The sequence below is a fragment of the Flavobacterium sp. FG19 genome (assembly GCF_057809475.1).
The window spans coordinates 26,104-46,582 of sequence record NZ_JBMDKA010000009.1; the positions used below are offsets into that span (position 1 = coordinate 26,104).

General features: G+C 36.0%; 24 protein-coding genes. 10 read left to right on the plus strand and 14 right to left on the minus strand.

Annotated features, from left to right (window positions below):
* Positions 1–33 precede the first annotated feature (33 nt).
* From ACODST_RS10805 to gcvP, 4 genes are all read right to left on the minus strand, one after another.
* Positions 34–882, minus strand: a complete 849-nt coding sequence (locus tag ACODST_RS10805) for a glycosyltransferase family 2 protein (protein WP_488932130.1) — start codon at positions 880–882, stop codon at positions 34–36.
* A 94-nt stretch (positions 883–976) separates the two neighbouring features.
* A complete protein-coding gene (locus tag ACODST_RS10810; RefSeq protein WP_488932288.1) occupies positions 977–1,501 on the minus strand; it encodes a methyltransferase in 525 nt (174 codons plus the stop codon).
* A 296-nt stretch (positions 1,502–1,797) separates the two neighbouring features.
* Entirely contained in the window at positions 1,798–2,856 is a 1,059-nt protein-coding gene (locus ACODST_RS10815; RefSeq protein ID WP_488932131.1) for a 3-oxoacyl-ACP synthase III family protein, read from the minus strand.
* A gap of 553 nt (positions 2,857–3,409) precedes the next feature.
* Complete coding sequence (gene gcvP, locus ACODST_RS10820; protein ID WP_488932132.1) at positions 3,410–6,259, minus strand: aminomethyl-transferring glycine dehydrogenase; 2,850 nt, start codon at positions 6,257–6,259, stop codon at positions 3,410–3,412.
* 213 nt (positions 6,260–6,472) lie between these two features.
* Between gcvP and ACODST_RS10825 the strand changes: the two genes are divergently transcribed.
* The 3 genes from ACODST_RS10825 to ACODST_RS10835 all read left to right on the plus strand — a co-directional run bounded on the left by ACODST_RS10825 (position 6,473) and on the right by ACODST_RS10835 (position 8,464).
* The gene (locus ACODST_RS10825; RefSeq protein WP_488932133.1) at positions 6,473–7,285 is read left to right on the plus strand and encodes a UbiA prenyltransferase family protein; all 813 of its coding nucleotides are present in this window, start codon (positions 6,473–6,475) and stop codon (positions 7,283–7,285) included.
* 37 nt (positions 7,286–7,322) lie between these two features.
* Positions 7,323–7,760 (plus strand): hypothetical protein, encoded by a 438-nt coding sequence (locus tag ACODST_RS10830; RefSeq protein ID WP_488932134.1) that lies wholly within the window; start codon positions 7,323–7,325, stop codon positions 7,758–7,760.
* A gap of 158 nt (positions 7,761–7,918) precedes the next feature.
* A complete protein-coding gene (locus ACODST_RS10835) occupies positions 7,919–8,464 on the plus strand; it encodes an inclusion body family protein (RefSeq protein ID WP_488932135.1) in 546 nt (181 codons plus the stop codon).
* A 55-nt stretch (positions 8,465–8,519) separates the two neighbouring features.
* Here the strand turns inward: ACODST_RS10835 and ACODST_RS10840 are convergent, their stop codons facing one another.
* From ACODST_RS10840 to ACODST_RS10885, 10 genes are all read right to left on the minus strand, one after another.
* The gene (locus ACODST_RS10840; RefSeq protein ID WP_488932136.1) at positions 8,520–8,996 is read right to left on the minus strand and encodes an SRPBCC family protein; all 477 of its coding nucleotides are present in this window, start codon (positions 8,994–8,996) and stop codon (positions 8,520–8,522) included.
* Positions 8,993–9,394 carry a hypothetical protein gene (locus ACODST_RS10845; RefSeq protein ID WP_488932137.1) on the minus strand — a complete coding sequence of 134 codons (402 nt, stop codon included), beginning with the start codon at positions 9,392–9,394 and terminating at the stop codon, positions 8,993–8,995. The genes ACODST_RS10840 and ACODST_RS10845 overlap by 4 nt, the downstream gene beginning before the upstream one ends.
* Positions 9,391–10,302 carry a TIGR01777 family oxidoreductase gene (locus tag ACODST_RS10850; RefSeq protein ID WP_488932138.1) on the minus strand — a complete coding sequence of 304 codons (912 nt, stop codon included), beginning with the start codon at positions 10,300–10,302 and terminating at the stop codon, positions 9,391–9,393. Before ACODST_RS10850 ends, ACODST_RS10845 begins: the two co-directional genes overlap by 4 nt.
* 71 nt (positions 10,303–10,373) lie before the next feature.
* Complete coding sequence (locus ACODST_RS10855) at positions 10,374–11,192, minus strand: thiol-disulfide oxidoreductase DCC family protein (RefSeq protein WP_488932139.1); 819 nt, start codon at positions 11,190–11,192, stop codon at positions 10,374–10,376.
* 10 nt (positions 11,193–11,202) lie between these two features.
* The gene (locus ACODST_RS10860; protein ID WP_488932140.1) at positions 11,203–11,589 is read right to left on the minus strand and encodes a hypothetical protein; all 387 of its coding nucleotides are present in this window, start codon (positions 11,587–11,589) and stop codon (positions 11,203–11,205) included.
* A gap of 5 nt (positions 11,590–11,594) precedes the next feature.
* Positions 11,595–11,954, minus strand: coding sequence for a hypothetical protein (locus ACODST_RS10865; RefSeq protein ID WP_488932141.1), 360 nt, complete (start codon positions 11,952–11,954; stop codon positions 11,595–11,597).
* Positions 11,944–12,291, minus strand: coding sequence for a hypothetical protein (locus ACODST_RS10870; protein ID WP_488932142.1), 348 nt, complete (start codon positions 12,289–12,291; stop codon positions 11,944–11,946). The genes ACODST_RS10865 and ACODST_RS10870 overlap by 11 nt, the downstream gene beginning before the upstream one ends.
* A gap of 4 nt (positions 12,292–12,295) precedes the next feature.
* A complete protein-coding gene (locus ACODST_RS10875) occupies positions 12,296–13,027 on the minus strand; it encodes a YqjF family protein (protein WP_488932143.1) in 732 nt (243 codons plus the stop codon).
* The gene (locus ACODST_RS10880; protein ID WP_488932144.1) at positions 13,024–13,359 is read right to left on the minus strand and encodes a hypothetical protein; all 336 of its coding nucleotides are present in this window, start codon (positions 13,357–13,359) and stop codon (positions 13,024–13,026) included. The genes ACODST_RS10875 and ACODST_RS10880 overlap by 4 nt, the downstream gene beginning before the upstream one ends.
* A 67-nt stretch (positions 13,360–13,426) precedes the next feature.
* Positions 13,427–13,930 carry a GbsR/MarR family transcriptional regulator gene (locus ACODST_RS10885; RefSeq protein WP_488932145.1) on the minus strand — a complete coding sequence of 168 codons (504 nt, stop codon included), beginning with the start codon at positions 13,928–13,930 and terminating at the stop codon, positions 13,427–13,429.
* A gap of 422 nt (positions 13,931–14,352) precedes the next feature.
* Here ACODST_RS10885 and ACODST_RS10890 point away from each other — a divergent pair, with 422 nt between their 5' ends.
* The 7 genes from ACODST_RS10890 to ACODST_RS10920 all read left to right on the plus strand — a co-directional run bounded on the left by ACODST_RS10890 (position 14,353) and on the right by ACODST_RS10920 (position 20,287).
* Positions 14,353–14,766, plus strand: a complete 414-nt coding sequence (locus tag ACODST_RS10890; RefSeq protein ID WP_488932146.1) for a DUF1842 domain-containing protein — start codon at positions 14,353–14,355, stop codon at positions 14,764–14,766.
* Between the two features lie 145 nt (positions 14,767–14,911).
* Positions 14,912–16,378, plus strand: coding sequence for a hypothetical protein (locus ACODST_RS10895; protein ID WP_488932147.1), 1,467 nt, complete (start codon positions 14,912–14,914; stop codon positions 16,376–16,378).
* Positions 16,379–17,018: 640 nt separating this feature from the next.
* Positions 17,019–17,678 carry a hypothetical protein gene (locus tag ACODST_RS10900; RefSeq protein WP_488932148.1) on the plus strand — a complete coding sequence of 220 codons (660 nt, stop codon included), beginning with the start codon at positions 17,019–17,021 and terminating at the stop codon, positions 17,676–17,678.
* Positions 17,679–17,764: 86 nt separating this feature from the next.
* Positions 17,765–17,941 carry a DUF1843 domain-containing protein gene (locus ACODST_RS10905; protein ID WP_488932149.1) on the plus strand — a complete coding sequence of 59 codons (177 nt, stop codon included), beginning with the start codon at positions 17,765–17,767 and terminating at the stop codon, positions 17,939–17,941.
* Positions 17,942–18,038: 97 nt separating this feature from the next.
* Positions 18,039–18,209, plus strand: a complete 171-nt coding sequence (locus tag ACODST_RS10910) for a DUF1843 domain-containing protein (protein ID WP_488932150.1) — start codon at positions 18,039–18,041, stop codon at positions 18,207–18,209.
* 73 nt (positions 18,210–18,282) lie between these two features.
* Positions 18,283–19,710 (plus strand): radical SAM protein, encoded by a 1,428-nt coding sequence (locus ACODST_RS10915; protein ID WP_488932151.1) that lies wholly within the window; start codon positions 18,283–18,285, stop codon positions 19,708–19,710.
* Between the two features lies 1 nt (position 19,711).
* Positions 19,712–20,287 carry a hypothetical protein gene (locus ACODST_RS10920; RefSeq protein WP_488932152.1) on the plus strand — a complete coding sequence of 192 codons (576 nt, stop codon included), beginning with the start codon at positions 19,712–19,714 and terminating at the stop codon, positions 20,285–20,287.
* Positions 20,288–20,479 lie beyond the last annotated feature (192 nt).

Consider the following 20,479-nt stretch of genomic DNA (forward strand, 5'->3'; position numbering starts at 1 on the left):
TTTCAGTTTGCAGTTTTTTAATTTTTTTTAAGATTAAAAAAGCTTTTGTTTTATTTTCTGTAAACGATAATTCCTAATAAACTCAGCTTGTTCGGGAGTTACCAATAAAGGAGTTTTGGCGCTTTTTGCTTTCATGAATCCTTTAATGTAATCTAAAAACAGAAATGGTTTTTTCTTCATCATGGCCAGTTTTGCCGAAGCAATCGCAGTGATCCAAAAACCATATCCTAAAGTATAAAAAGCCTCTCCCTGTTTGTAACGGGCTGTTTTGTTGTAATTAGCACCTGTTGGTTTTAGATGTTTTACATGTAAAGACTGGTCTGTAACTATTTTCCAGCCATAATACTTACATAATAATTCATCAACAGTATCCCAGCCCATTGCAGGTTTTAAACCGCCAATTTGCTGAAACGTTTCTTTTCTGTAAGCCTTTAAAGCGCCGCGAATATGATCTTTATCGGTTAGGTTTTCTAAAACCCATTCGCCGTTTTTATCTATGTAACAAAATCCGCCAGCCATTCCGATTTTAGGATCAGATTCGAAATGTTTGATTATGGTTTCGAAATAGTTTGGAGGAAAAATTAAATCACCGTCTATCTTTACGACAATATCATAATCTGAATCTAAAGTTTCAAAACCTTTCTGAAACGCCTGAATTACTTTGCTTCCCGGCAAATGAATCGCATCTGAAGTTTTGTTAACAACAGAGATGTATGGATTTTCTTTTGCAAATCCCAATACAACTTCTTCCGTTTTATCAGTTGAATTATCGTTAACAACCACAATTTTTGAAGGCAGAACGGTTTGCGTAACCAAAGACTGTAAGGTTAAGCCAATTAAATTCTCTTCATTGTGCGCAGGAATGACGATGTAATATTTCATAAATTTTCAATTTAAAATCCCAACTTTTTAAAATTCCAAATTCCAATCTTAACGACATAGTTAAAATTGGAATTTGGAATTTTAGTATTGGAATTTATTTAATCTTTTCTGCCACAACAATATAATATCTCGGAGTGAAATATCGTAATAAAGGTCTTAGCCCAAGTTTCTTTACCGGATGCGTAAATTGCAGACGATCGGTTATTTTCCATCCCGTTTTTTCCAAAAGCCAGTCTAACTGCCAGTCTTCAAATTCGTGGTAATGTCTGTCCCACATATCCGTTTTAGAACGATAGGCCGGTGAAAACCATAAACGTAACGGAATTGAAATTAATAACTTGTCACATTTTACGTTTTGTAAAATGGTGTACGGATTCAGTAAATGTTCGAAAATTTCAAATGCAGTAAAAACAGTATAGTCTTCTGTTTGTAAAGCGGTCTGATCGTTGTCTAAATCTTCACCTTTAGTGTTTTTTACCGTATATCCGTTTTCAGTCATTATTTTGGAGAACGGATTTGGAACACCAAAATCAAAAATGGTTTCAGAGGTGTTGACGTGCTTTTTTAAAAACTCTAAGGTAAGCCTGAATCTTTTATTCGGAAACGTTTTTTCGTACATAGTCATTGCGAACGAATCTCTCGTTCATGAATTGTTAATTAGGTCGCAAATATACTAAAAAAGTATTCAGTGTTCAGTTTTTAGTGATCAGTTGTGGTGGTAAGTTGTAAATGAATTTCTCGCAAAGACGCGAAGTCGCAAAGTTTTTAATTTCACGCAGATTATGCAGATTTAAGCAGATTTTTGAAAATCATTTTAATCCTTCCAATCTGTGGCAAAAAAGAAACTTTGCGACTTCGCGTCTTTGCGAGATTAAGTTACTCGCGGTTAAAATAAAAACTTAATTTATTCTAGTTTTAATATCTGTAAACAAAAGCATTGATATTCATTCCGGCTCCAACTGAAGCAAAAATAAGAACATCACCTTTGTTGATTTCATGACCTTCCACTTTTCCCTGCAGAATTAAATCGTATAAAGTAGGAACTGTTGCCACACTGCTGTTTCCTAAATCATGAATGCTCATTGGCATAATGTCCTTAGGAGGAGTCTGCCCGTATAATTTGTAGAAGCGTTCGATAATGGCCTCGTCCATTTTTTCGTTGGCCTGATGAATCAGGATTTTTTTGACTTCGTCAATTCCGATACCACTTTTATCCAAACAGCTTTTCATTGCGCAGGGCACATTGCTTAAAGCAAACTCGTAAATTTTACGGCCGTACATTTTAATGTATTTGGTATCCGGATCTAAGTCCTGGTTGTATGATTTTCCAAAGAAAAGGAAACCCGCTTCGTCAACAGCGTAAGTAGCACTTTCGTAAGCTAAGAGCCCTGTTTCGTCTGTTGAAGCTTCTAAAATGGATGCACCGGCTCCATCAGAATAAATCATTGAGTCGCGGTCGTGATCGTCTACCACTCTGGATAAGGTTTCGGCACCAATTACCATTACTCTTTTTGCCATTCCTGATTTGATGAAAGCATTCGCTTGTAAAACACCTTCAATCCATCCCGGACATCCAAAAATAATATCGTAAGCCACACATTTAGGATTCTTGATGCCTAATTTGTTTTTAACACGAGTGGCTAAACTTGGTAAAATATCAGATTGTGTTGTGCCTGTTTTTACATCACCAAAATTATGGGCGATGATGATATAATCTATCGTTTCAGCATCTATTCCTGCATTGGCAATTGCTTTTTGTGCCGCAAAAAAAGCCAGATCAGATGCCGTTTGATCTTTCTCGGCATAACGACGGTTCTCGATTCCGGTAATGCCTTTGAATTTTTTTATAACGACTTCGTTCGGATAACCAAAAGGAGTTCCATCCTCATTTAAAAAAATATGTTTGTCAAAGTCTGTATTTTTTACTTCTAAATTAGGAATGTAGCTCCCAATACCAATAATTTTTATTTTCATTATTTCCCTTAATTATCCGATAAATTTCATGCTAAAGTATAAATAAAAAAATGATAACTATCATAAAAAATACTATGCATGCATATAATTGTGAAATAACGATTTTTTAAAAGATAAATTGTTTATTTTTTAATGTTTTTTTCGATTTACCGAGATTTCAAACGATTGAAACGAAGTTGGTAAGTAATTTTTTTTCATGACAATTTTTAATTTATCGAAACAATTTCACAAAACATCGCTGAAAAGTTAAGTTTCTTTAGGTGCAATTCGTTCTTTTATAACCTGACCGCGTGAGGGATAGGAGGAATCCGCCACCGCGGACCGGATAGCCCGACCCTGTTAAGATAAGAGGGCGAATAAGCGCAAAGAAATTTTGCCCTCTTATCTTAACGGGGGCACGCCCAGATTAATTTTAGATTTCTGAGTTTAGATTTTAGATTTGTTTTAAGTTTCAAGTTTCAGGTTCTGAAGAAAACCTGAAACTTGAAACCAAAAAGAAACCCGACAGGTTTTTAAAACCTGTCGGGTTTGAATAGGTATAAAAAACTAAATTTTAGTTTTCCATGTAAGCTTCAATTGGAGCACAGCTGCAAACTAAGTTTCTGTCACCATAAGCGTCATCTACACGACGAACCGATGGCCAGAATTTATTGTCAGCGATGTAATCTAATGGATAAGCAGCTTTTTCTCTTGTATAAGGGAAATCCCAGTTATCAGAAGTTAACATTGCTAATGTATGAGGTGCATTTTTCAATACGTTGTTTTTATCATCAGCAGTAGCCGCTTCGATTTCTTTTCTGATTGAAATAAGGGCATCACAGAAACGGTCTAACTCTGCTAAATCTTCAGATTCTGTTGGTTCAATCATTAAAGTTCCGGCAACCGGGAAAGAAACCGTAGGAGCGTGGAAACCGTAATCCATTAAACGTTTGGCGATATCACCCACTTCGATTCCGTTTTCTTTAAATGCACGGCAATCTAAGATCATTTCGTGAGCAGCTCTTCCGCATTCTCCAGTATAAAGAATTGGGTAGTGTCCTTCAAAACGTGCTTTCATGTAGTTTGCGTTCAAGATAGCATGCTCTGTAGCGCTTTTTAATCCTTCAGCACCCATCATGGTGATGTAACCGTAAGAAATTAAACAAACTAAAGCAGATCCGTAAGGTGCAGATGAAATAGCCGTAATTGCCTGCTCACCACCAACATTTAAGATTGGGTTTGTTGGCAAGAACGGAACTAATTTTTCGTTAACACAGATTGGGCCAACTCCAGGCCCACCGCCGCCGTGAGGAATAGCAAATGTTTTGTGTAAGTTTAAGTGACAAACGTCAGCACCAATTGTAGCAGGATTTGTTAATCCAACTTGTGCGTTCATGTTTGCACCATCCATATATACTAATCCGCCGTTTTCGTGGATTAATTTTGTGATTTCGATAATTGAAGATTCGAAAACTCCGTGAGTCGAAGGATACGTTACCATTAAGCAAGATAAATCATCTTTGTGCTCAATTGCTTTTTCTCTTAAATCTTCTACGTCAATATTTCCTTCAGGAGTTGTTTTTGTAACAATGATTTTCATTCCGGCCATCGCAGCAGAAGCAGGATTTGTTCCGTGAGCCGATGAAGGAATCAAACATACATTACGATGACCTTCGTTTCTTGACATGTGATAAGCACGAATTGCCATTAATCCGGCATATTCTCCCTGAGCTCCTGAGTTTGGCTGTAAAGTTGTTCCAGCAAATCCAGTAATTACATTTAATTGCTGCTCTAATTTTTTTAGCATTGTAAGGTAGCCTTCAACTTGGTCAACTGGTGCAAACGGGTGAATACTGTTCCAGTTTGGCATTGAAAGAGGCAACATTTCAGAAGCGGCGTTTAATTTCATTGTACAAGAACCTAATGAAATCATTGAGTGATTCAATGATAAATCTTTACGCTCTAATTTTTTGATGTAACGCATCAACTGGCTTTCTGAATGATGATTGTTGAATACATCATGAGTCAGGAAAGATGAAGTTCTTTCTAATGAAGCCGGTAATTGACTTGCAGCAGTTAATTCAGAAACCGAAACCGTTTCTTTTCCTAATGCTTCAGCAAAAATCGCAGCGATTTGGTTGATGTCTGCAACAGAAGTTGTTTCGTTTAATGAAATCGAAACCGAATCAGCATCAGGATAGAAGAAGTTTACTTTGTTTTTCTCAGCAGCTGCTTTTACTTTTTGAGCATCCGCTTTTACTAAAATAGTATCAAAGTAAGCAGTGTTGGTTTGGTAAACTCCTAATTTATTTAAAGTTTCAGCAGTAGTAACGGCAGAGGCGTGAACTTTGTTTGCAATATATTTTAATCCTTCTGGTCCGTGGTAAACCGCGTACATTCCAGCCATAACTGCCAATAAAACTTGAGCAGTACAGATATTTGAAGTTGCTTTTTCACGTTTAATGTGCTGTTCGCGAGTTCCTAAAGCCATACGTAAAGCACGGTTTCCGTTTGCATCAACAGAAACTCCAATGATACGGCCTGGCATTGAACGTTTGTACTCATCTTTAGTAGCAAAGTATGCAGCGTGAGGACCACCGTAACCCATTGGTACACCAAAACGTTGTGTTGTTCCAACAACAACTGCAGCTCCCATTTCTCCAGGAGAAGTTAAAGTTGCTAATGATAAAATATCGGCAGCAAAGGCAACTTTGATTTCGTTTTCTTTTGCTTTAACAACAAAAGCACTGTAATCGTTTACCTGACCGTATTTCCCTGGATATTGTAAAATCGCTCCGAAAAACTCATTTGAAAAATCAAATGTTTCGTGGTTTCCAACGACTAATTCAATTCCAATTGGAGTTGAACGTGTCTGTAAAACCGATAAAGTCTGCGGTAAAATTTCTTCAGAAACGAAGAATTTGTGTGTATTGTTTTTCTTTTGATCTCTTGTACGAACATCAAATAATAATGCCATAGCTTCTGCAGCTGCAGTTCCTTCATCCAATAAAGAGGCATTGGCAATTTCCATTCCTGTTAATTCGATAACAGTAGTCTGGAAATTTAAAATAGCTTCCAGACGACCCTGAGCAATTTCTGCCTGGTAAGGTGTGTAAGCGGTATACCATCCCGGGTTTTCGAAGATATTTCTCTGAATTGGAGCCGGAACGATAGTGGGGTGATACCCTAAACCAATGTATGATTTAAATGTTTTGTTTTTCTTTCCTAATTCGCGAATATGATTTGCAAATTCGAATTCTGTCATTGCGGGATCTAAATTCAAAGGCGCTTTTAAACGAATATCGTCCGGAAGAGTTTCGTAAACAAGTTGTTCAATCGAATCAACTCCAATAGTTTTCAGCATGTGCTGAAGATCAGTTTCTCTTGGACCAATGTGTCTTAAAGCAAAAGCATCTGTTTTCATTTGTAGCAGTATAATTTTTTAGGCAATGTAATTCGCAATGGGTATTCTTAAATTAAGCTTACACAGGGTTTATTACATAATAGAGTAAATGTGTTGTTTTTTTGTGGCGCAAAATTAAGTATTATTAATAATTTAATAGGTATTTTTAACTTCAATTTTTATCAATTTTCTAACTAAAGAGTTGATTTGTTACCAATTGATTAGATTTGAGACATGAAACTTCTAAAACAAATTTTCGATTTTTATTTAAACAGCAGTATTCACGTGGCTTTGTCGTGTTATGCTTTGGTGCGGATTACGTTTCATGTGTTTCATATTCAGTATGATGAGCCCATGGCATTGTTTGTTTTTTTCGGAACAATTGTAGGATATAATTTCGTAAAATATGACGCACTGGTTCGCGTAAAGAAAAATCCAATCGGAATTCAGTTAAAAATTATCGCCGTTTTGAGTTTCATTTCGCTCCTTTTGGTCGGCTATTATTTTTTTCATTTAAAGCGGATTACTCAAATTGTTTCCGTTGTCATTTTTTTGATAACCGCTCTTTATACTTTACCCTTTTTTCCAAACCGAAGAAATGCCCGAAACTGGGCCGGTGTAAAAATTTACATTGTAGCACTTTGCTGGGTGGGTGCAACTTTGGTTCTGCCTTTGATAAATGCCGAAATTCCGTTTACGACAGATTTTTTTATCAAATGTATTCAGCGTTTTGTACTGGTTTTTGTATTGATATTGGTTTTCGAAATCATTGATTTAGCGAATGACGATCCACATTTGCAAACCGTTCCGCAGACTATTGGTGTAAAACGGACGAAGGTTTTAGGACTTTCACTTCTGGTTCCGTTTTGGGTTTTGGAGATTTTTATTTCGACTTTCAATTTTCATGATGCAGTCATCAATCTGATCATGGTTATTATGCTGATGCTTTTTATTCTTTTCGCCAACCCTAATCGTTCTAAATATTATACTTCTTTCTGGGTCGAAAGTGTTCCGGTTCTTTGGTGGCTGATGATTGTGTTTTTGTAAGCTAAATTATTTTACATTTGAGGCTAAAACAAAATTCATGAATAGAGAAATTACCTTTTTTGGATTCCAGTTTACAAAGTCTAAGTTTATATTATTTTTTATTGTCTGGATGTTTTTTCTGGGATTTATCTGGCCGCAGATCATAGGGTCGCCTGTTTTTATGTCCATTATTGTATGCTGTCTTTCTTTTGTTCTGGTAGGTTTGTTCAACAGACTGATTGGATTTTTGCTTGCGATAATATTTTTTGTAAATGAATCGCTTCTTCGAATTTACCAGAATTTCATGTTTGTTATTGGAACGATCGTGACGACACTGCTTTACAGTCTTCTTACGCCAATGAATTTCTATACTTATATGGCCCATCTGCTGGTTAATATTTTTTCGGTCTTTTTAATTTACACCCTGTTTATTAAAAAAGAGGGTAAAGGGGCAGCAAATGAAATTATTACGTTTGAACAAGAAGAAACATTTTAAGTGATAAAAAAAAGATTAGGTTTTGCACTGAATTTTTTTGAATACATTTTGTAGCCCGTTTTAGGGGTTTTGTGACAGAGAATCTTGTTTCCATGCCATTTGCTGTCGGTGCTTTTTGCTGTTCCTGTAGTTTTACTGTAATTAAATCACTATATACTATGAAGGAAAATTTAAAAGCATCGAGTGAAATTATTGATATTCTTGTTGTAATCGATACCGAATATATTAAGCGGAATTATCCCCGAAATGAAGATCGCAGCAATCCTTTACTAATAAATCAGGAAAGTCAGTCAGGTATGATAGGTTATAATCCGAGAGGAGTTATTTCAGGACAGGGCAGCGCCAGTTTAAATTTTAATGTAAGGCAGGGTGACTGGGTTAATTTTCGAGGAACATCCATTCAGCAAAATGCTGATGATGCTGTAATTCTTTACAAATTCGAACACACATCGACAGAAAGGATCTTACGTGATTTTATATGGTATCCTGTAATTCGAGATCAGGCAGTACAAGTTAATGATGGCAGACCTGACGGACTTCCTCCTCTTTTGATGAAGCTGCCCTTTTTGTCTTTTGATGTACAAATAGCGAAAACAGGAACAGAGAAGTTTTTAGTTTGTTTTGCTCTTTATACCTGTAAGGATGGCATTAAACAGGAGTTTTATGGCTATTATGCCTGGGAGGGACAGATCACTATATCGTAAATAAATAAGAACTCTTTTTTAAAAACACGATCTGATCCGGTTCGTGTTTTTTGTTTTAATGCTGTTTTGAAGAGCCAGATTTAAGTTGGGAAACCTCTTTTAAAACTTTATTTCGTTCCAGAAGAAAATGAATAAGATGATTTTTCAGAAAGAAAACATTAAATAATCTTCCAAAAATTCCAAAGGGAGTTTCGTACTGTAGTTTATCTTTCATGATTGTAATTCCATTTTCCTCTTCAAAAAAATGTTCATGTTTAAAAGATTTGAAATGGCCTTTTTCCATTTCATCCACAAAATAGTCATAAAAATTCATGGCGGTGATCCGGCTTTTATGCGTGAGATAAAAACCGAAATGTTTTCCCCGCCAGGTTACCGTTTCTCCAAAATGGATTAAACCGGAAGTTATACCGGCAATGGCTTTTTCTTTAGAAGGGCTTGCAGATTGCTGATGGATATCGATATTTCTGGATGCATCAAAAACGATTTGTTTAGGAGCTTTTATTGTTGTGGTAAGATAAATTATTGTTTTCATTCTTCCTCATCTGTAAAATTAAGATCAAAGATCAGTCCCATAATAATTGAGGTAACAGAATACGAGCAGGCTATAAAATGCCATAAAGTCCCGCCTATAAATGCGGTAGTTGCATAAATTCCAAAAACGGTTATTAAAATAAGAACCGTTTTCGAATATACTACTGGCATATTGTTTTTAGCAAAATAGTTGTAAACACAAGCATACAGGATATAGGTTGGTATTGAGAAAATAAAACTTGCGATGAATACTACCGGAAACATCCCAAATAAACCAACCGCCGGACTGGGGTGAAAAACAGGTATAAAGGCAATGATCTGAGAAAGCAGAGGAGCTGCCAGTAAAGTAAAAATCCAGTGTTTAAACAAATAACCCCAGTTGGTATTTTGTGTTTTCATCGACGTATTACATTTTTAAGAGTGCTGTCAATATTTCCAAATTTAAACTGAAATCCATTTTCTAAAAGCCGTTTCGGAATTACATTCCTGCTTTTTAAAACCAATTCGGTTTCGGTTCGAATTATAAAAGATCCTGTTTCCAGAAAGAATTTATTCAGCGGAATTCCAAATGGAAAACCAACTGCTCTTCTAAGTTTTTGCATAAAATCAGTATTTCGGACGGGTTCAGGAGCAACAATATTGATGAAACCGGTCATTTCTTTTTCAATTATAAAATCGACTGCGCGGGCAAAATCGTCTTCATGAATCCAGCTAACAAACTGATTGCCGTTTCCCTGTTTTCCTCCAAAACCAATTTTAGCCAAAGTTTTTAGCGGAATCAATGCACCTCCGTTTTTTCCTAAAACAATCGAAGTTCGTAAAGCAGTTTTTAAAGTCTGCGGCGTTTCGGTTTTAAAAAATGCTTTTTCCCAGGATAAAGCGACATTTATAGAAAAGTCATTTCCGATTTCGCCCTCAGTTTCATCCATTTGTTTGTCGAGAGAAAATCTGTAAATAGTTGCTGTTGAGGAATTAAGCCAATGTTTTGGCGGGTTTTTACAGTTTAAAACGGCTTTGTTCAGGATTTTTGTACTTTCGATTCGGGACCAGAGAATTTCTTTTTTGTTCTTTTGGGTATACCGGCAGTCAACTGATTTTCCGGCGAGATTAATTAAAACAGCTGCATTTTCCAGTTCTTTTTCCCAGCCGGTAAAAGTACGGGCATTCCAGTTTACATATTTTATTTTGTCAATTGTCTGTGCTTTTCCCCGGGTCAGAATTACAATCTCTTCAAATTTATTTTTGAAATGACTGACTAAAACCTGTCCCAGAAATCCAGTTCCGGCTGCGATTACGAGTTTGTTCATTGTAGCGATTTTTTTTTCGCCACGAATTCACGAATTAAATAATAAAATAATTCGTGAATTCGTGGCTAATACTAATTTAAAATTAAAACCAAAGCAAGAATTCGATACAGAATCCAGGTGTAAGATAAGTAAAAAGGGAGTTTTAAAATTTTGACTCTTCTGAAATGTTCCAGAAACATGATGAAAACGGTTACTCCAAACCAGCCTAAAACTATCATTTCCGGAAGCTGAATAAATTTACTAAGAATCAAAATTGGACTTAAAATTAAACTTCCCATCAAAGAAACCGTCATTATATTTCCGGCATAATTAAGGATGGTTTGTTTATCAAATTTCAAAAGAAACAAACTTTGAAAAACAATTTGTCCCAATGCCAGCATAACTTCTCTTGCAATACTGCTTTTTGGTAAACCCGGAATCAGATTAGAGTAACCAAAAAGAATAAAAGTCGTTACGGTTACGGCAAATCCGATAAACAGAAATCGGTATTTATAATTGAAATCGGGGGTGCATTGTAGTTTGTTTTCTTCTCTTATATTTCCCGGAATAATTACTTTTCGGTTATAAGAAACAAAAGAATACATTTTTTTCAGAATGAAATGCACTGGTTTAATCGCTGCAAGTTTTTCAATTAATGGAAAAGAATGCCCAAGGACTTTTATTAAACTATCAATTCCATAAATAGCTGTTTTTGTTTTATTGTCAATTAAAGCAATTTCGTTTGGAGCCCGTTTTAAATCTATAAAATGCTGTTCTTCTTCTGTTAATTGACAATATGATTTTCTTCCGTTCTGATCTAACATACCGCTTTTTACAAATCCGGTGGTATACAAACTGCAAAGCGGGCAGTCTTCATCATAAAGCAGGGTTTGGTTTTCGAGTGTTTTCATGGTCCTGAGTTTACGCTTTAAAAACGATACGTTCTTCCTGCTGGGTTTCTTTTGCTTTTCTTTTTCCTCTAAAAAAGAAGTATAAATTAAAGAACAGCATAATGCCCAGGTAAATAGAAAAACCTCCAATTTTATAACTTAAATTCTCTATTAATTCCTGATAGCTGTCACGGCTTAACTGTAATTCCAGAATCATGAGTGCAAAACCAATGTTTAAAAGATAAAAACCGGTTTCAAAAAGTTTGTTGGTTGCCTGTGCAATATCTTCACGGCCTTTAAAGATGTCCAGCATAAAAATTTTGCCGTTTTTAAAAAGTGTTTTAGAAACGTAATACGTTAAAAATAAAGCAACGGGTAAATAAATGCAGTAACCGATTAAAATTTTTGTTGTTTCCATGATATTTAGTTTTTGTTGTTGTTAATTAGTTTTTGAACGTATTTTGTTATAATTAAAATATTGAAGTAATGCAGTATTGAAATAATAAAAACAATGACAGCAGTTTTTATACAAATGATTTCAATTAACTGGATTGTTGAAATAATTTTCTGCCACGAAATTAAAGTCATCGCACAATATCCAATATTGAGAAGATAATAGGCCAAAAGCAAAACCTGATTTATTTTCTGGCAGAGGTCCGCATGATCCGGAATTAATTCGGCAACATATACATTTCCGTTTTTGTAGCAGATTTTTCCAACTTTTAAAATGATCAAAGTTGTAATTCCTAGGTAGATCAGATATGCAATGATATTAAGGTTCATAATTTTTTAAGGTATAAACTACTACCGAAAGATAGAGTGCCAGCACAAATGGCATTGGAATTAAAATGATTATCAGTACAATACTGCTGTAATGAATCAGGTAACTGATACCCCATAAACAAAAAAACAGAATAACACCAACGATATAAATCTGAATTTTGATGTCACGGGAGTTCTGAATGAACAAGTATGTGCCGATACAGCATTGTAAAAAACCGGTTCCGGCAACAGAAAGAACACTATAGACAAGTGCGCCTTCTTTGTAAATGGGATAGCTCAACAAAACCAGAAACGGCAGTAAAAGCGCAAATGTGTTTATTAGTTTTATAATTTTCATGGTTTTATACTTCTAAGATTTCGACTTTTTTTATTCTGCATTTGTTTTTTACCCCGATTTCAGATCCTTCTGCCAGAAATACAGAGCTTGGTTGTATGTTTTGAAGAAATTCAAAATCAGGTCCGTAGGTTTGTCCGAAATTAATATCAAGATTGTGATCTGTAACCTCTAATTGTTCCCATCTCGGATGCGTTACTTCATATTCAAAAGTGGTTTCTTCATCGATTTTGGTGTAACCGAAATAATGTTCGGTAATAAATTCTGCTTCAGAACCGGGTTCGATTTTTACGGCATCTTTTTTAGTCTCCAGCTGAATGGTATTCCAGTTTTTATTATTTTTCCATTGATAGATGAAAATATTAGTATGCTCTTTTTTAAGGATTCGATGTTTCATTTTTCGGGTTTCATAATGTTCCTGGTATAAAGTATTGGCAATAAAAGTGATGGCTTTTTTAGGAACAATTTCTTTAATAAAAACAACACCTCGTTTCCATTCACCGTTTTCAAAACGTTTTACGTAAAATCTCAGATTCACTTCTTCAAAATCAATATGAAAAGGAATTTTCAATCCCAAAACTTTGGTGTTTTTAAACATAAAACCTACAAGGCTTACATAACATTTGTTGTTCCAAATGTCTATTTCGGTTCCTGCCGGAAGGTATTTTTCGAGCATTTCAGCATCTGCTTCAAAATTGAAAAGTGCCAGATTTTTCCATTCTGCTTTTAAGAAGTTCATTGGTATGCTTTTTTATAGATTACTATTGAAAGATAAAATGCCAGTATTGCAGGTATTCCAACTGAAAAATAAAATTTGAAATCGTGAGATGAAAAAGGATTAATGCAAAGTATAGCAAAGTATAGAAAAACTCCGATGATGTATATCTGAATGTATTTGTTTCGAGGCTCATCAAGCAGCATACATCCACCAATTGTGACTTGAAATAAACCAGTTAGTATACTAAACAATAAAGCGATTATGGTCAGGTCTATGATTTTCAAAAAAGCCAGTAAAAACATTACAGCGGGAACTCCAACAAAGAAATAATTGAGATAATTAATATTTTTCATAGTTATTGATTGTTTTAAACTTTCAGAAAAAAATGAAAGTTTTGATTAAATTTTTTTAGTTTGAATTTTACTTCATCATTTTTATAATCAGCTTTCCTAACCAGTTTTCGTTAAATTCGGTCATTTTATCCAGCATATTATCGGCTTTTAAAACAAAATCGTACAGTTTGGAGGTTTGATCCACGAAGTGCTTTTCTTCTGCCGAATCATTAGCTTCAATAGTCGAAACTTCTTTTAGGATTTTAAGTGCCGGTTTAATTTCTCTTTTGCTTCTTTCACGGGAGATTTTTGCTGCCAGTTCGTCTAAGTCTTTTTCAGCTGTAAAATACTCTTTTCTTTCGCCGGCTTTATGTTCTTTATATACAATCCCCCAATCCATTAAACCTCTTAAGTTCATACTGGCATTGCCGCGGGAAATTTGTAATTCTTCCATAATATCCTCCATCGAAACAGCTTCGTTTGAAACCATCAATAAAGCATGGATCTGCGCCATGGTTTTATTAATGCCCCATTGTGAGCCTAAAGCTCCCCAGGTCTGAACGAATTTATTTTTTGCTTCTCTGAATTCCATGTGTCAAATGTATGTAAAAGTTTTTAAACTTTCAAAAATAATTGAAACTTTATTATAAAGTCTTTTTGCTTTTTTTGGCAGGGTTTAGTTTTTGTGTTGTATTTCAGTGTTTTATGATTATTAAGAGGCTGAAAAGTATTCTTGGTTTTTATGGAACAGGTGTTTTTACGCATGGTTTTTCTTTATGCTGTTTTTTGTTCAGTTCATGTCAAAGAATGACGGCTTCATATCATTTTTTTAATTAGGTCTACTTATCTGATATAGTTTTGATATAGAAATAAACCCGTAAAAGTTATTTAAATCGTTGGTTAAAAACAATTAAATACTTAACAGCAAATCAAATAAGTGGAGCAGAACCCACTAGAAAAAACGAGGCGGTACCGAAAAGCCATACGAGTAGGAAAATCCAAAAACAAGAAATTATGTCAGATTTATTAGCTGGTGCTTATTTAGCAAAAGGCACAATAGGAAATGTAGGAACTCCGGGTGCTCCAATAGCAACATTTAGTTTAGTGGTTGTACCATCACAGAACTCAGTTTCCGGTACAGTAGTAATTACTCAGGCGATTAGTGGTCCTGACGGGAATATTGTAGTTCCGGTAACAGGAAAAATCTATGCAACAGGATTTGGACAGTTTACTCAGGTAGTAAGCTTACAAGGACAGTATGTACACACTTTCCCTCCTCCGGCAATTGGAGCTTTCTTAGCTAATTTCGATGCTCATTTAGCAATCGATGGTGCCTGGAACGGAACGGGAGGTTTCTCATACTACCAGAACGATATTGAAAATGTACCTGTAAAGGCGATTCCGGCTTTACAAGCAGAGTTGGCTTAAAAAAAAGACCCCAAATTTAAACCACTCGAAGCATGAAACAATCGGGATTTAATTTGGTTCCTGATTTGGTTACAGTTTTGATTTAAAGGGTCGTCTGCTAAAGACGACCTTTTTTTATTACCAAAAAAAAATAAATCACAAGAAAATGAAAAGAAAACCTATTATTATCACTTTACTGGCTGTTTTTATTATAGCAGCCATTGCATTGTTTTTTCTGAATAAAGAAAAAATGATGGAAAAGATGGGGGTATCATCAGGATACACTGCTTCGGCAGCTGCATCCTGTGACTGTGAAGACAGCTGGTTCCCGCATGATCAGACACCTGCTCCTGCAGAAGGCGACGGAAGTCCGTTTGACAGTAAGAGCACAACCAACTGCGATTTTCATCAATGGTCGTGGCAGAAATTTTTATGGGTGACCAAACCGCTTCCAACCGGTAATCCGTTTTTCCTGGATTCATTAGATTTAGTAAGTCCGCAAATGGAAAGTGTTGTGCCACAGTTAGGGATCAAACTAACCCTGAGTTCTATTAACCAGGCAGGTTTCAGAAGCGTATTGAGAGCTAATCCAAAGTTTAACAATACTGCCGATACAGTGTATTATTCTATACATGTTAATAAACTGCTGAGAGATAAAGCAATTACAATGGCTTCTCTGATTAACAGCGGTAAACTGCCTGTTTCAAATTTAGAGACATTTCCTGTTGGAGCGCTGGAATTAAAAGTTTCCTGGATTAGTATAGACGCAATCCCTAAAGAACAGCAGGCCGATTATTTTACGACCAAAGCCGCTGTACAAAACAGTAAAAAACAATATGTTGAAAAAACGGTGGCACTGCTTGGTATGCACGTAGTAGGTGTGGTAAAAAATCATCCGGAGTTTATCTGGGCTACTTTTGAGCATAAAGATATGGCACCTGTTTATGATAAAAAGACAAATTCAGTAACATCAGACAAAGAAATGCTGTTGTATGAAAAAGGAACTACTTCAGGTATAAAAGGCATTAAGTGGGTAAAAAATGCCACGGAACCTGTGCTTCCTAATAAGGCATTTATATTGTATGAATATGGCGTTCCAACTGATCTGGGAACGGGAGAATTTACAAAAACAAGTCAGGCGGAACCGGCTAATATTGACAACATCAAAAATATTAATAAATGTGTCGCTTCTAAACTGAAAGATGTTTTCAAAAACTATTTTTACAATGGATCAATCTGGTTAGATTTTGACGGAGTTTCTCCGGAAGATCAGGCCAAGGCGATTGTAAAAAGAGATATTTCAAGCGTACTTCCTGATTCATTGGCAAGAGGTTCAGCCAATCTGGCCAATATTACCATGGAAACCTATACCCAGACTTTTGTAGACGATATCCATAAAATCAACAATACAAATCTGGTAAATTGTTTTGACTGTCATCAGTCTGAAAATTTTGACAGTACAAGACCGGGGAAATCCCCGCTGTTTTTAAGCCACCTTTTTGGAGATTATTTACTGCTTACCAAACCAACGGCTGCGGCTAAAAATGCTAATGCTTCAAAAGAAAAACGCATTGACGATATCGAAGCCAAAAAATTCGAACAGTTTAAAAGGTTTATTCAAAAGAACCAGTAGTATCTAACCAAAGATTCTTTTTAAGCAGTTTCGACAGTGAATTTTTTGCCTTCAAATATAAAGCACTAAGTACTATTTTAATTTTTTTAATGAAGTCCTCTATTGTAACAAATGAGTTATGATAGAGGCTTTGTTTTTTAGTACTTCTGTTCACGCCGCATTTGGATTATCCGCCGCCTGTTTTGTGCAGCTGTTGTTGGAAACTTAGGAATACCAGCTAATGACAGTAAAAGCAGGAAAAAGAGTACTGATCTTTTTAAATAGCATTTTTAAATTGTAAATAAAAACTTATTTAGTGTTAAGTTTTTATTTAAGAATAATCTTATGACTTGTTTTTTCTGTTTCATGACAGAGATTAGTCTTTTAGTAACATTTTTGATGTAAATATCTGTTTATCAAGTGTAATTTTAATTTGTAAAATAAAAACAGCCGGCAGCATTTATTTTATCAGGTATTCCAGTTTGATTTTTATTGACAGCAATTTTTACAGGCAGAATAAGAATCTTTTTTGGAGTTACCCAAAAACAAAAATATAGAAATAGTGGAGCAGACCCCACTGAAAAAACGAACTGTTTCGCACAGGAAAAAGCGAAGGCGGAACCCGAAAAGCCTCATGAGTAAGACCCAAAATTTAACTATTATGCAACCTATACCACAAAAAGTCAAAAATGTAAATGTCTATCCTTATATAGACTGGAAAGGCGGAGGCGTTGGTCCTGTTATTCTTCCGGTGATAGAAGGAGCCAGCGGAACCTACGCCGTTGGAACACTGATTACTTCTGTGTTTTACAATCTTGATCTTACATCAGTAACCCAGATAACACCCCTTAAAGTACATCAGCGTTATGTAGCAATAGGAGAAACAGAAGATGGGACTTCTTTTACAACCCCATGGATGTTTTGTACCAATGCAGGTGATAATCCGGAGTTTGGAAGAACCATCCGTCTTCTTAAACCAGAGTTAGATGCTGTAAACACGCAAGTTCTGCCAGAGTACATTACACTGGGACCTCTTACTGATATTACAGTTACCCAGTCCTTTCCTCCTCCGGCAATTGGTGAAATACTGCTAATCGAAAACGGATCCGGAAATATTATTGCAACCAGAACCGGTACGCCTCATGAAATGGGGGTTGAGGTAACAGGCGGTAATCGTGTGGGAACCTTAACAACAGGATTAAGAAATATCATGATCAGTGGAAAAAACAAAGAAGGAAGAACTGTTTCGATCGGGAACCTGACCTGCCTGAATCCAAATGATCCGGCTATTTTTTTACATCAGCTTGGACCTGTTGAGTAATAAAAAGAATTCTTTCATAAAGAGATACGGTTTCTCTTTATGAAAGAACTTTTCGAAACAAAACTAATCATTAAAAAAAGAAAGTTATGGGAATCATGATGCCTTACGGTGCTGCCGTCAGAGAAGCGATAGCTTCAAACGATCTGGCTAAAATGGAAGCTGTTGCAGAACAGGCTAAGCAGACAATAAAAGATCAGGGAGACCTGAGCGCTGCTTTACTGGAACTGCTGGAAGCAATCGAAGAACTTAAAAATAAAAAATAAAAGATTTTAACCTGACAGAACTAAAAGTTCTGCTCAGACTAACAAGGGGGAATCCGAAAAACCTTAAGAGTAGGAACAACTAAAAACAAAAAATGTTATGGGAGTAGTAATGCTTTACGCAGCCGGAATCAGAGAGGCGATAGCTTCAAATGATTTAGAAAAAATGAGAGCAGTAGCCGAACAGGCTAAACAAACAGTAAGAGAACAGGGAGACCTGAGTGCTGCATTGTTAGAACTGCTTGAGGCAATTGAAGGCCTTAAAAAGTAATGTGAAGAAAAACGGTTTATGAAGGTTTACTTTTTAAACCGTTTTTTAATAAAAAACTAACTATAAATAAATTATGATGGACAAGACTTCTATACGATACAGAGTAAGAGATGATTACAGAACAGCGACCCCGGTTCATGTGGTATGGGAAATAACGCTTGCCTGTAATTTAAAATGTTCCCACTGCGGATCCAGAGCCGGAAAGGTGAGACCCGGAGAACTCACTACCGAACAGTGTTTTGAGGTTATTGACAGCCTTAGACGTTTAGGAACAAGAGAAATCACCATTATTGGCGGAGAAGCTTTTTTACGAAAAGACTGGCTCGAAATAATTGAAAAAATCAATCAAAGCGGAATCGAATGTTCTATGCAGTCCGGTGCTTATAACTTAAACGAAGAACGAATCAGCAGTGCTAAAAAGGCCGGAATACGAAATATAGGGGTTTCATTAGACGGTCTGCCGGAAACTCATAATAAAATACGGGGCCGGAGAGATTCGTTTGACCATGTTATCAATTGTCTGCAATTGCTGAGAACCTACAATCTGCCTTCAAGTGTGAATACCGTGATCACCAAACTGAACAAGAACGAACTCAGTGAACTGCTGGATATCCTGATCGAAAATAATGTCAGAAACTGGCAGATACAACTGGCCGTGGCTATGGGAAATGCCGTAGACCATTCAGATGAACTGATCCTGCAGCCTTATGAACTGATTGATTTTTATGAAGAACTTATTGTAATATACAGAAAAGCACTGGCTCACAATGTGCTGATACAGGCCGGAAATAATATTGGCTATTTCGGACCTTACGAACATATCTGGAGACAGGGCAATGAAAAATATTATACCGGATGTTCTGCCGGTCATACCGGAATTGGTATTGAGGCCGATGGTAAAATAAAAGGCTGTCCGTCGCTGCCTACAAACGGTTATACAGGCGGAAATGTTAAAGACATGAAACTGGAAGACATCTGGAAATACAGTGAAGAAATGGTCTTTTCGCGATACCGAAATAAAGAAGAATTATGGGGAGGCTGCAAAGGCTGTTATTATGAATCTTCCTGTCTGGCCGGATGTACCTGGACCAGTTCTGTCCTTTTTGGAAAAAGAGGAAACAATCCGTTCTGCCACCACCGTGCTCTGGAACTGAAAAAGAAAGGGCTTCAGGAACGTATCCGAAAAATACAGGAAGCTCCGGGGCAGTCTTTTGATATTGGTTTGTTTGAAATTATAGTCGAAAATGAAAAAGGAGAAATAGTAGAGGTACAGTCACCTTATAATGCTCCCGAAATTCCGGTATCTGATTTTACAGAAAGAGTTCCCCGAATACCTAAAGCTCTTAAACTTTGTAACGGCTGTGATCATTATGTTTATGAAGAAGAAACGTCCTGTACTTTCTGTAATGCCGATATTCAGAAAGTAAACGATGAATATGCTCTTAAAATGGAAAAAGCCAAAAGATCTCTGGAGAAATTAGAATTATTAATGATGAAATAATATGGAACTGCTAGAAAAAATCCAGTCAGAAATTGATAAGTATTCCAATCATATAGAAGAGTCTTTAAGCCTTTCTGAAATTACGATTAAATACGGTCTCAACTCCTATCGGTATGGTTCTTCCAGTTTTTTATCAGATCTGTTTGATCCTGTTGAGATCAGTCCTGAAACTGTATTTTATGATCTCGGATCCGGTTACGGAAACATCATTTTATACGGAGCGGTAAAATATCCCGAAGCAAAGTTTACAGGCATTGAAATTCTTAAAGAACGTCACGAAGTCTGTGCCGGATTAATCGAAAAAGAACAGATAACGAACTGTACAGCCATTTATGATGATATTCTGAAAACGGATATTTCAGATGGAAATGTTTTTTATCTGTACAATCCGCTTTATGATTTTCAATACGGAGAACTGCTGGATAAACTGTATAAAATTTCATTACAAAAAACGATTACGGTAATAGCCGAATCCAGATGCAATTTTTTTGACCAGGCCGGCTGGCTCAAACAATACCATTTTAAAGATATTGATGTGGTCAGAAAAATAAAGTACTATCGTTCACAATCTTTCTAGTGTTTTCGCAGCAGTCCTTTTGAGCTTTTAAGAACTGCAGTATCCGCTAATGATAACAGTGAATCTCGTCTGCCTTGAAGTTCTTATTACAAATATTACCTATTTCATGCTTCATATTAGTGTGCCCGTGACATTTTAAAGATTTTATGGAAAATTAAAGAATAGGTTTACCTGAAAAAGAACATCCGTAAT

Coding starts and splice junctions, on each gene's coding strand:
- ACODST_RS10910 (WP_488932150.1), top strand. CDS start 18,039: ATGGGAGTAGTAATGCTTTACGCAGCCGGAATCAGAGAGGCGATAGCT.
- ACODST_RS10915 (WP_488932151.1), top strand. CDS start 18,283: ATGATGGACAAGACTTCTATACGATACAGAGTAAGAGATGATTACAGA.
- ACODST_RS10835 (WP_488932135.1), top strand. CDS start 7,919: ATGAAGGAAAATTTAAAAGCATCGAGTGAAATTATTGATATTCTTGTT.
- ACODST_RS10875 (WP_488932143.1), bottom strand. CDS start 13,027: ATGAACTTCTTAAAAGCAGAATGGAAAAATCTGGCACTTTTCAATTTT.
- ACODST_RS10825 (WP_488932133.1), top strand. CDS start 6,473: ATGAAACTTCTAAAACAAATTTTCGATTTTTATTTAAACAGCAGTATT.
- ACODST_RS10870 (WP_488932142.1), bottom strand. CDS start 12,291: ATGAAAATTATAAAACTAATAAACACATTTGCGCTTTTACTGCCGTTT.
- ACODST_RS10865 (WP_488932141.1), bottom strand. CDS start 11,954: ATGAACCTTAATATCATTGCATATCTGATCTACCTAGGAATTACAACT.
- ACODST_RS10900 (WP_488932148.1), top strand. CDS start 17,019: ATGCAACCTATACCACAAAAAGTCAAAAATGTAAATGTCTATCCTTAT.
- ACODST_RS10850 (WP_488932138.1), bottom strand. CDS start 10,302: ATGAACAAACTCGTAATCGCAGCCGGAACTGGATTTCTGGGACAGGTT.
- gcvP (WP_488932132.1), bottom strand. CDS start 6,259: ATGAAAACAGATGCTTTTGCTTTAAGACACATTGGTCCAAGAGAAACT.
- ACODST_RS10845 (WP_488932137.1), bottom strand. CDS start 9,394: ATGAAAACACAAAATACCAACTGGGGTTATTTGTTTAAACACTGGATT.
- ACODST_RS10905 (WP_488932149.1), top strand. CDS start 17,765: ATGGGAATCATGATGCCTTACGGTGCTGCCGTCAGAGAAGCGATAGCT.
- ACODST_RS10830 (WP_488932134.1), top strand. CDS start 7,323: ATGAATAGAGAAATTACCTTTTTTGGATTCCAGTTTACAAAGTCTAAG.
- ACODST_RS10885 (WP_488932145.1), bottom strand. CDS start 13,930: ATGGAATTCAGAGAAGCAAAAAATAAATTCGTTCAGACCTGGGGAGCT.
- ACODST_RS10920 (WP_488932152.1), top strand. CDS start 19,712: ATGGAACTGCTAGAAAAAATCCAGTCAGAAATTGATAAGTATTCCAAT.
- ACODST_RS10860 (WP_488932140.1), bottom strand. CDS start 11,589: ATGGAAACAACAAAAATTTTAATCGGTTACTGCATTTATTTACCCGTT.
- ACODST_RS10805 (WP_488932130.1), bottom strand. CDS start 882: ATGAAATATTACATCGTCATTCCTGCGCACAATGAAGAGAATTTAATT.
- ACODST_RS10895 (WP_488932147.1), top strand. CDS start 14,912: ATGAAAAGAAAACCTATTATTATCACTTTACTGGCTGTTTTTATTATA.
- ACODST_RS10815 (WP_488932131.1), bottom strand. CDS start 2,856: ATGAAAATAAAAATTATTGGTATTGGGAGCTACATTCCTAATTTAGAA.
- ACODST_RS10880 (WP_488932144.1), bottom strand. CDS start 13,359: ATGAAAAATATTAATTATCTCAATTATTTCTTTGTTGGAGTTCCCGCT.
- ACODST_RS10810 (WP_488932288.1), bottom strand. CDS start 1,501: ATGTACGAAAAAACGTTTCCGAATAAAAGATTCAGGCTTACCTTAGAG.
- ACODST_RS10890 (WP_488932146.1), top strand. CDS start 14,353: ATGTCAGATTTATTAGCTGGTGCTTATTTAGCAAAAGGCACAATAGGA.
- ACODST_RS10855 (WP_488932139.1), bottom strand. CDS start 11,192: ATGAAAACACTCGAAAACCAAACCCTGCTTTATGATGAAGACTGCCCG.
- ACODST_RS10840 (WP_488932136.1), bottom strand. CDS start 8,996: ATGAAAACAATAATTTATCTTACCACAACAATAAAAGCTCCTAAACAA.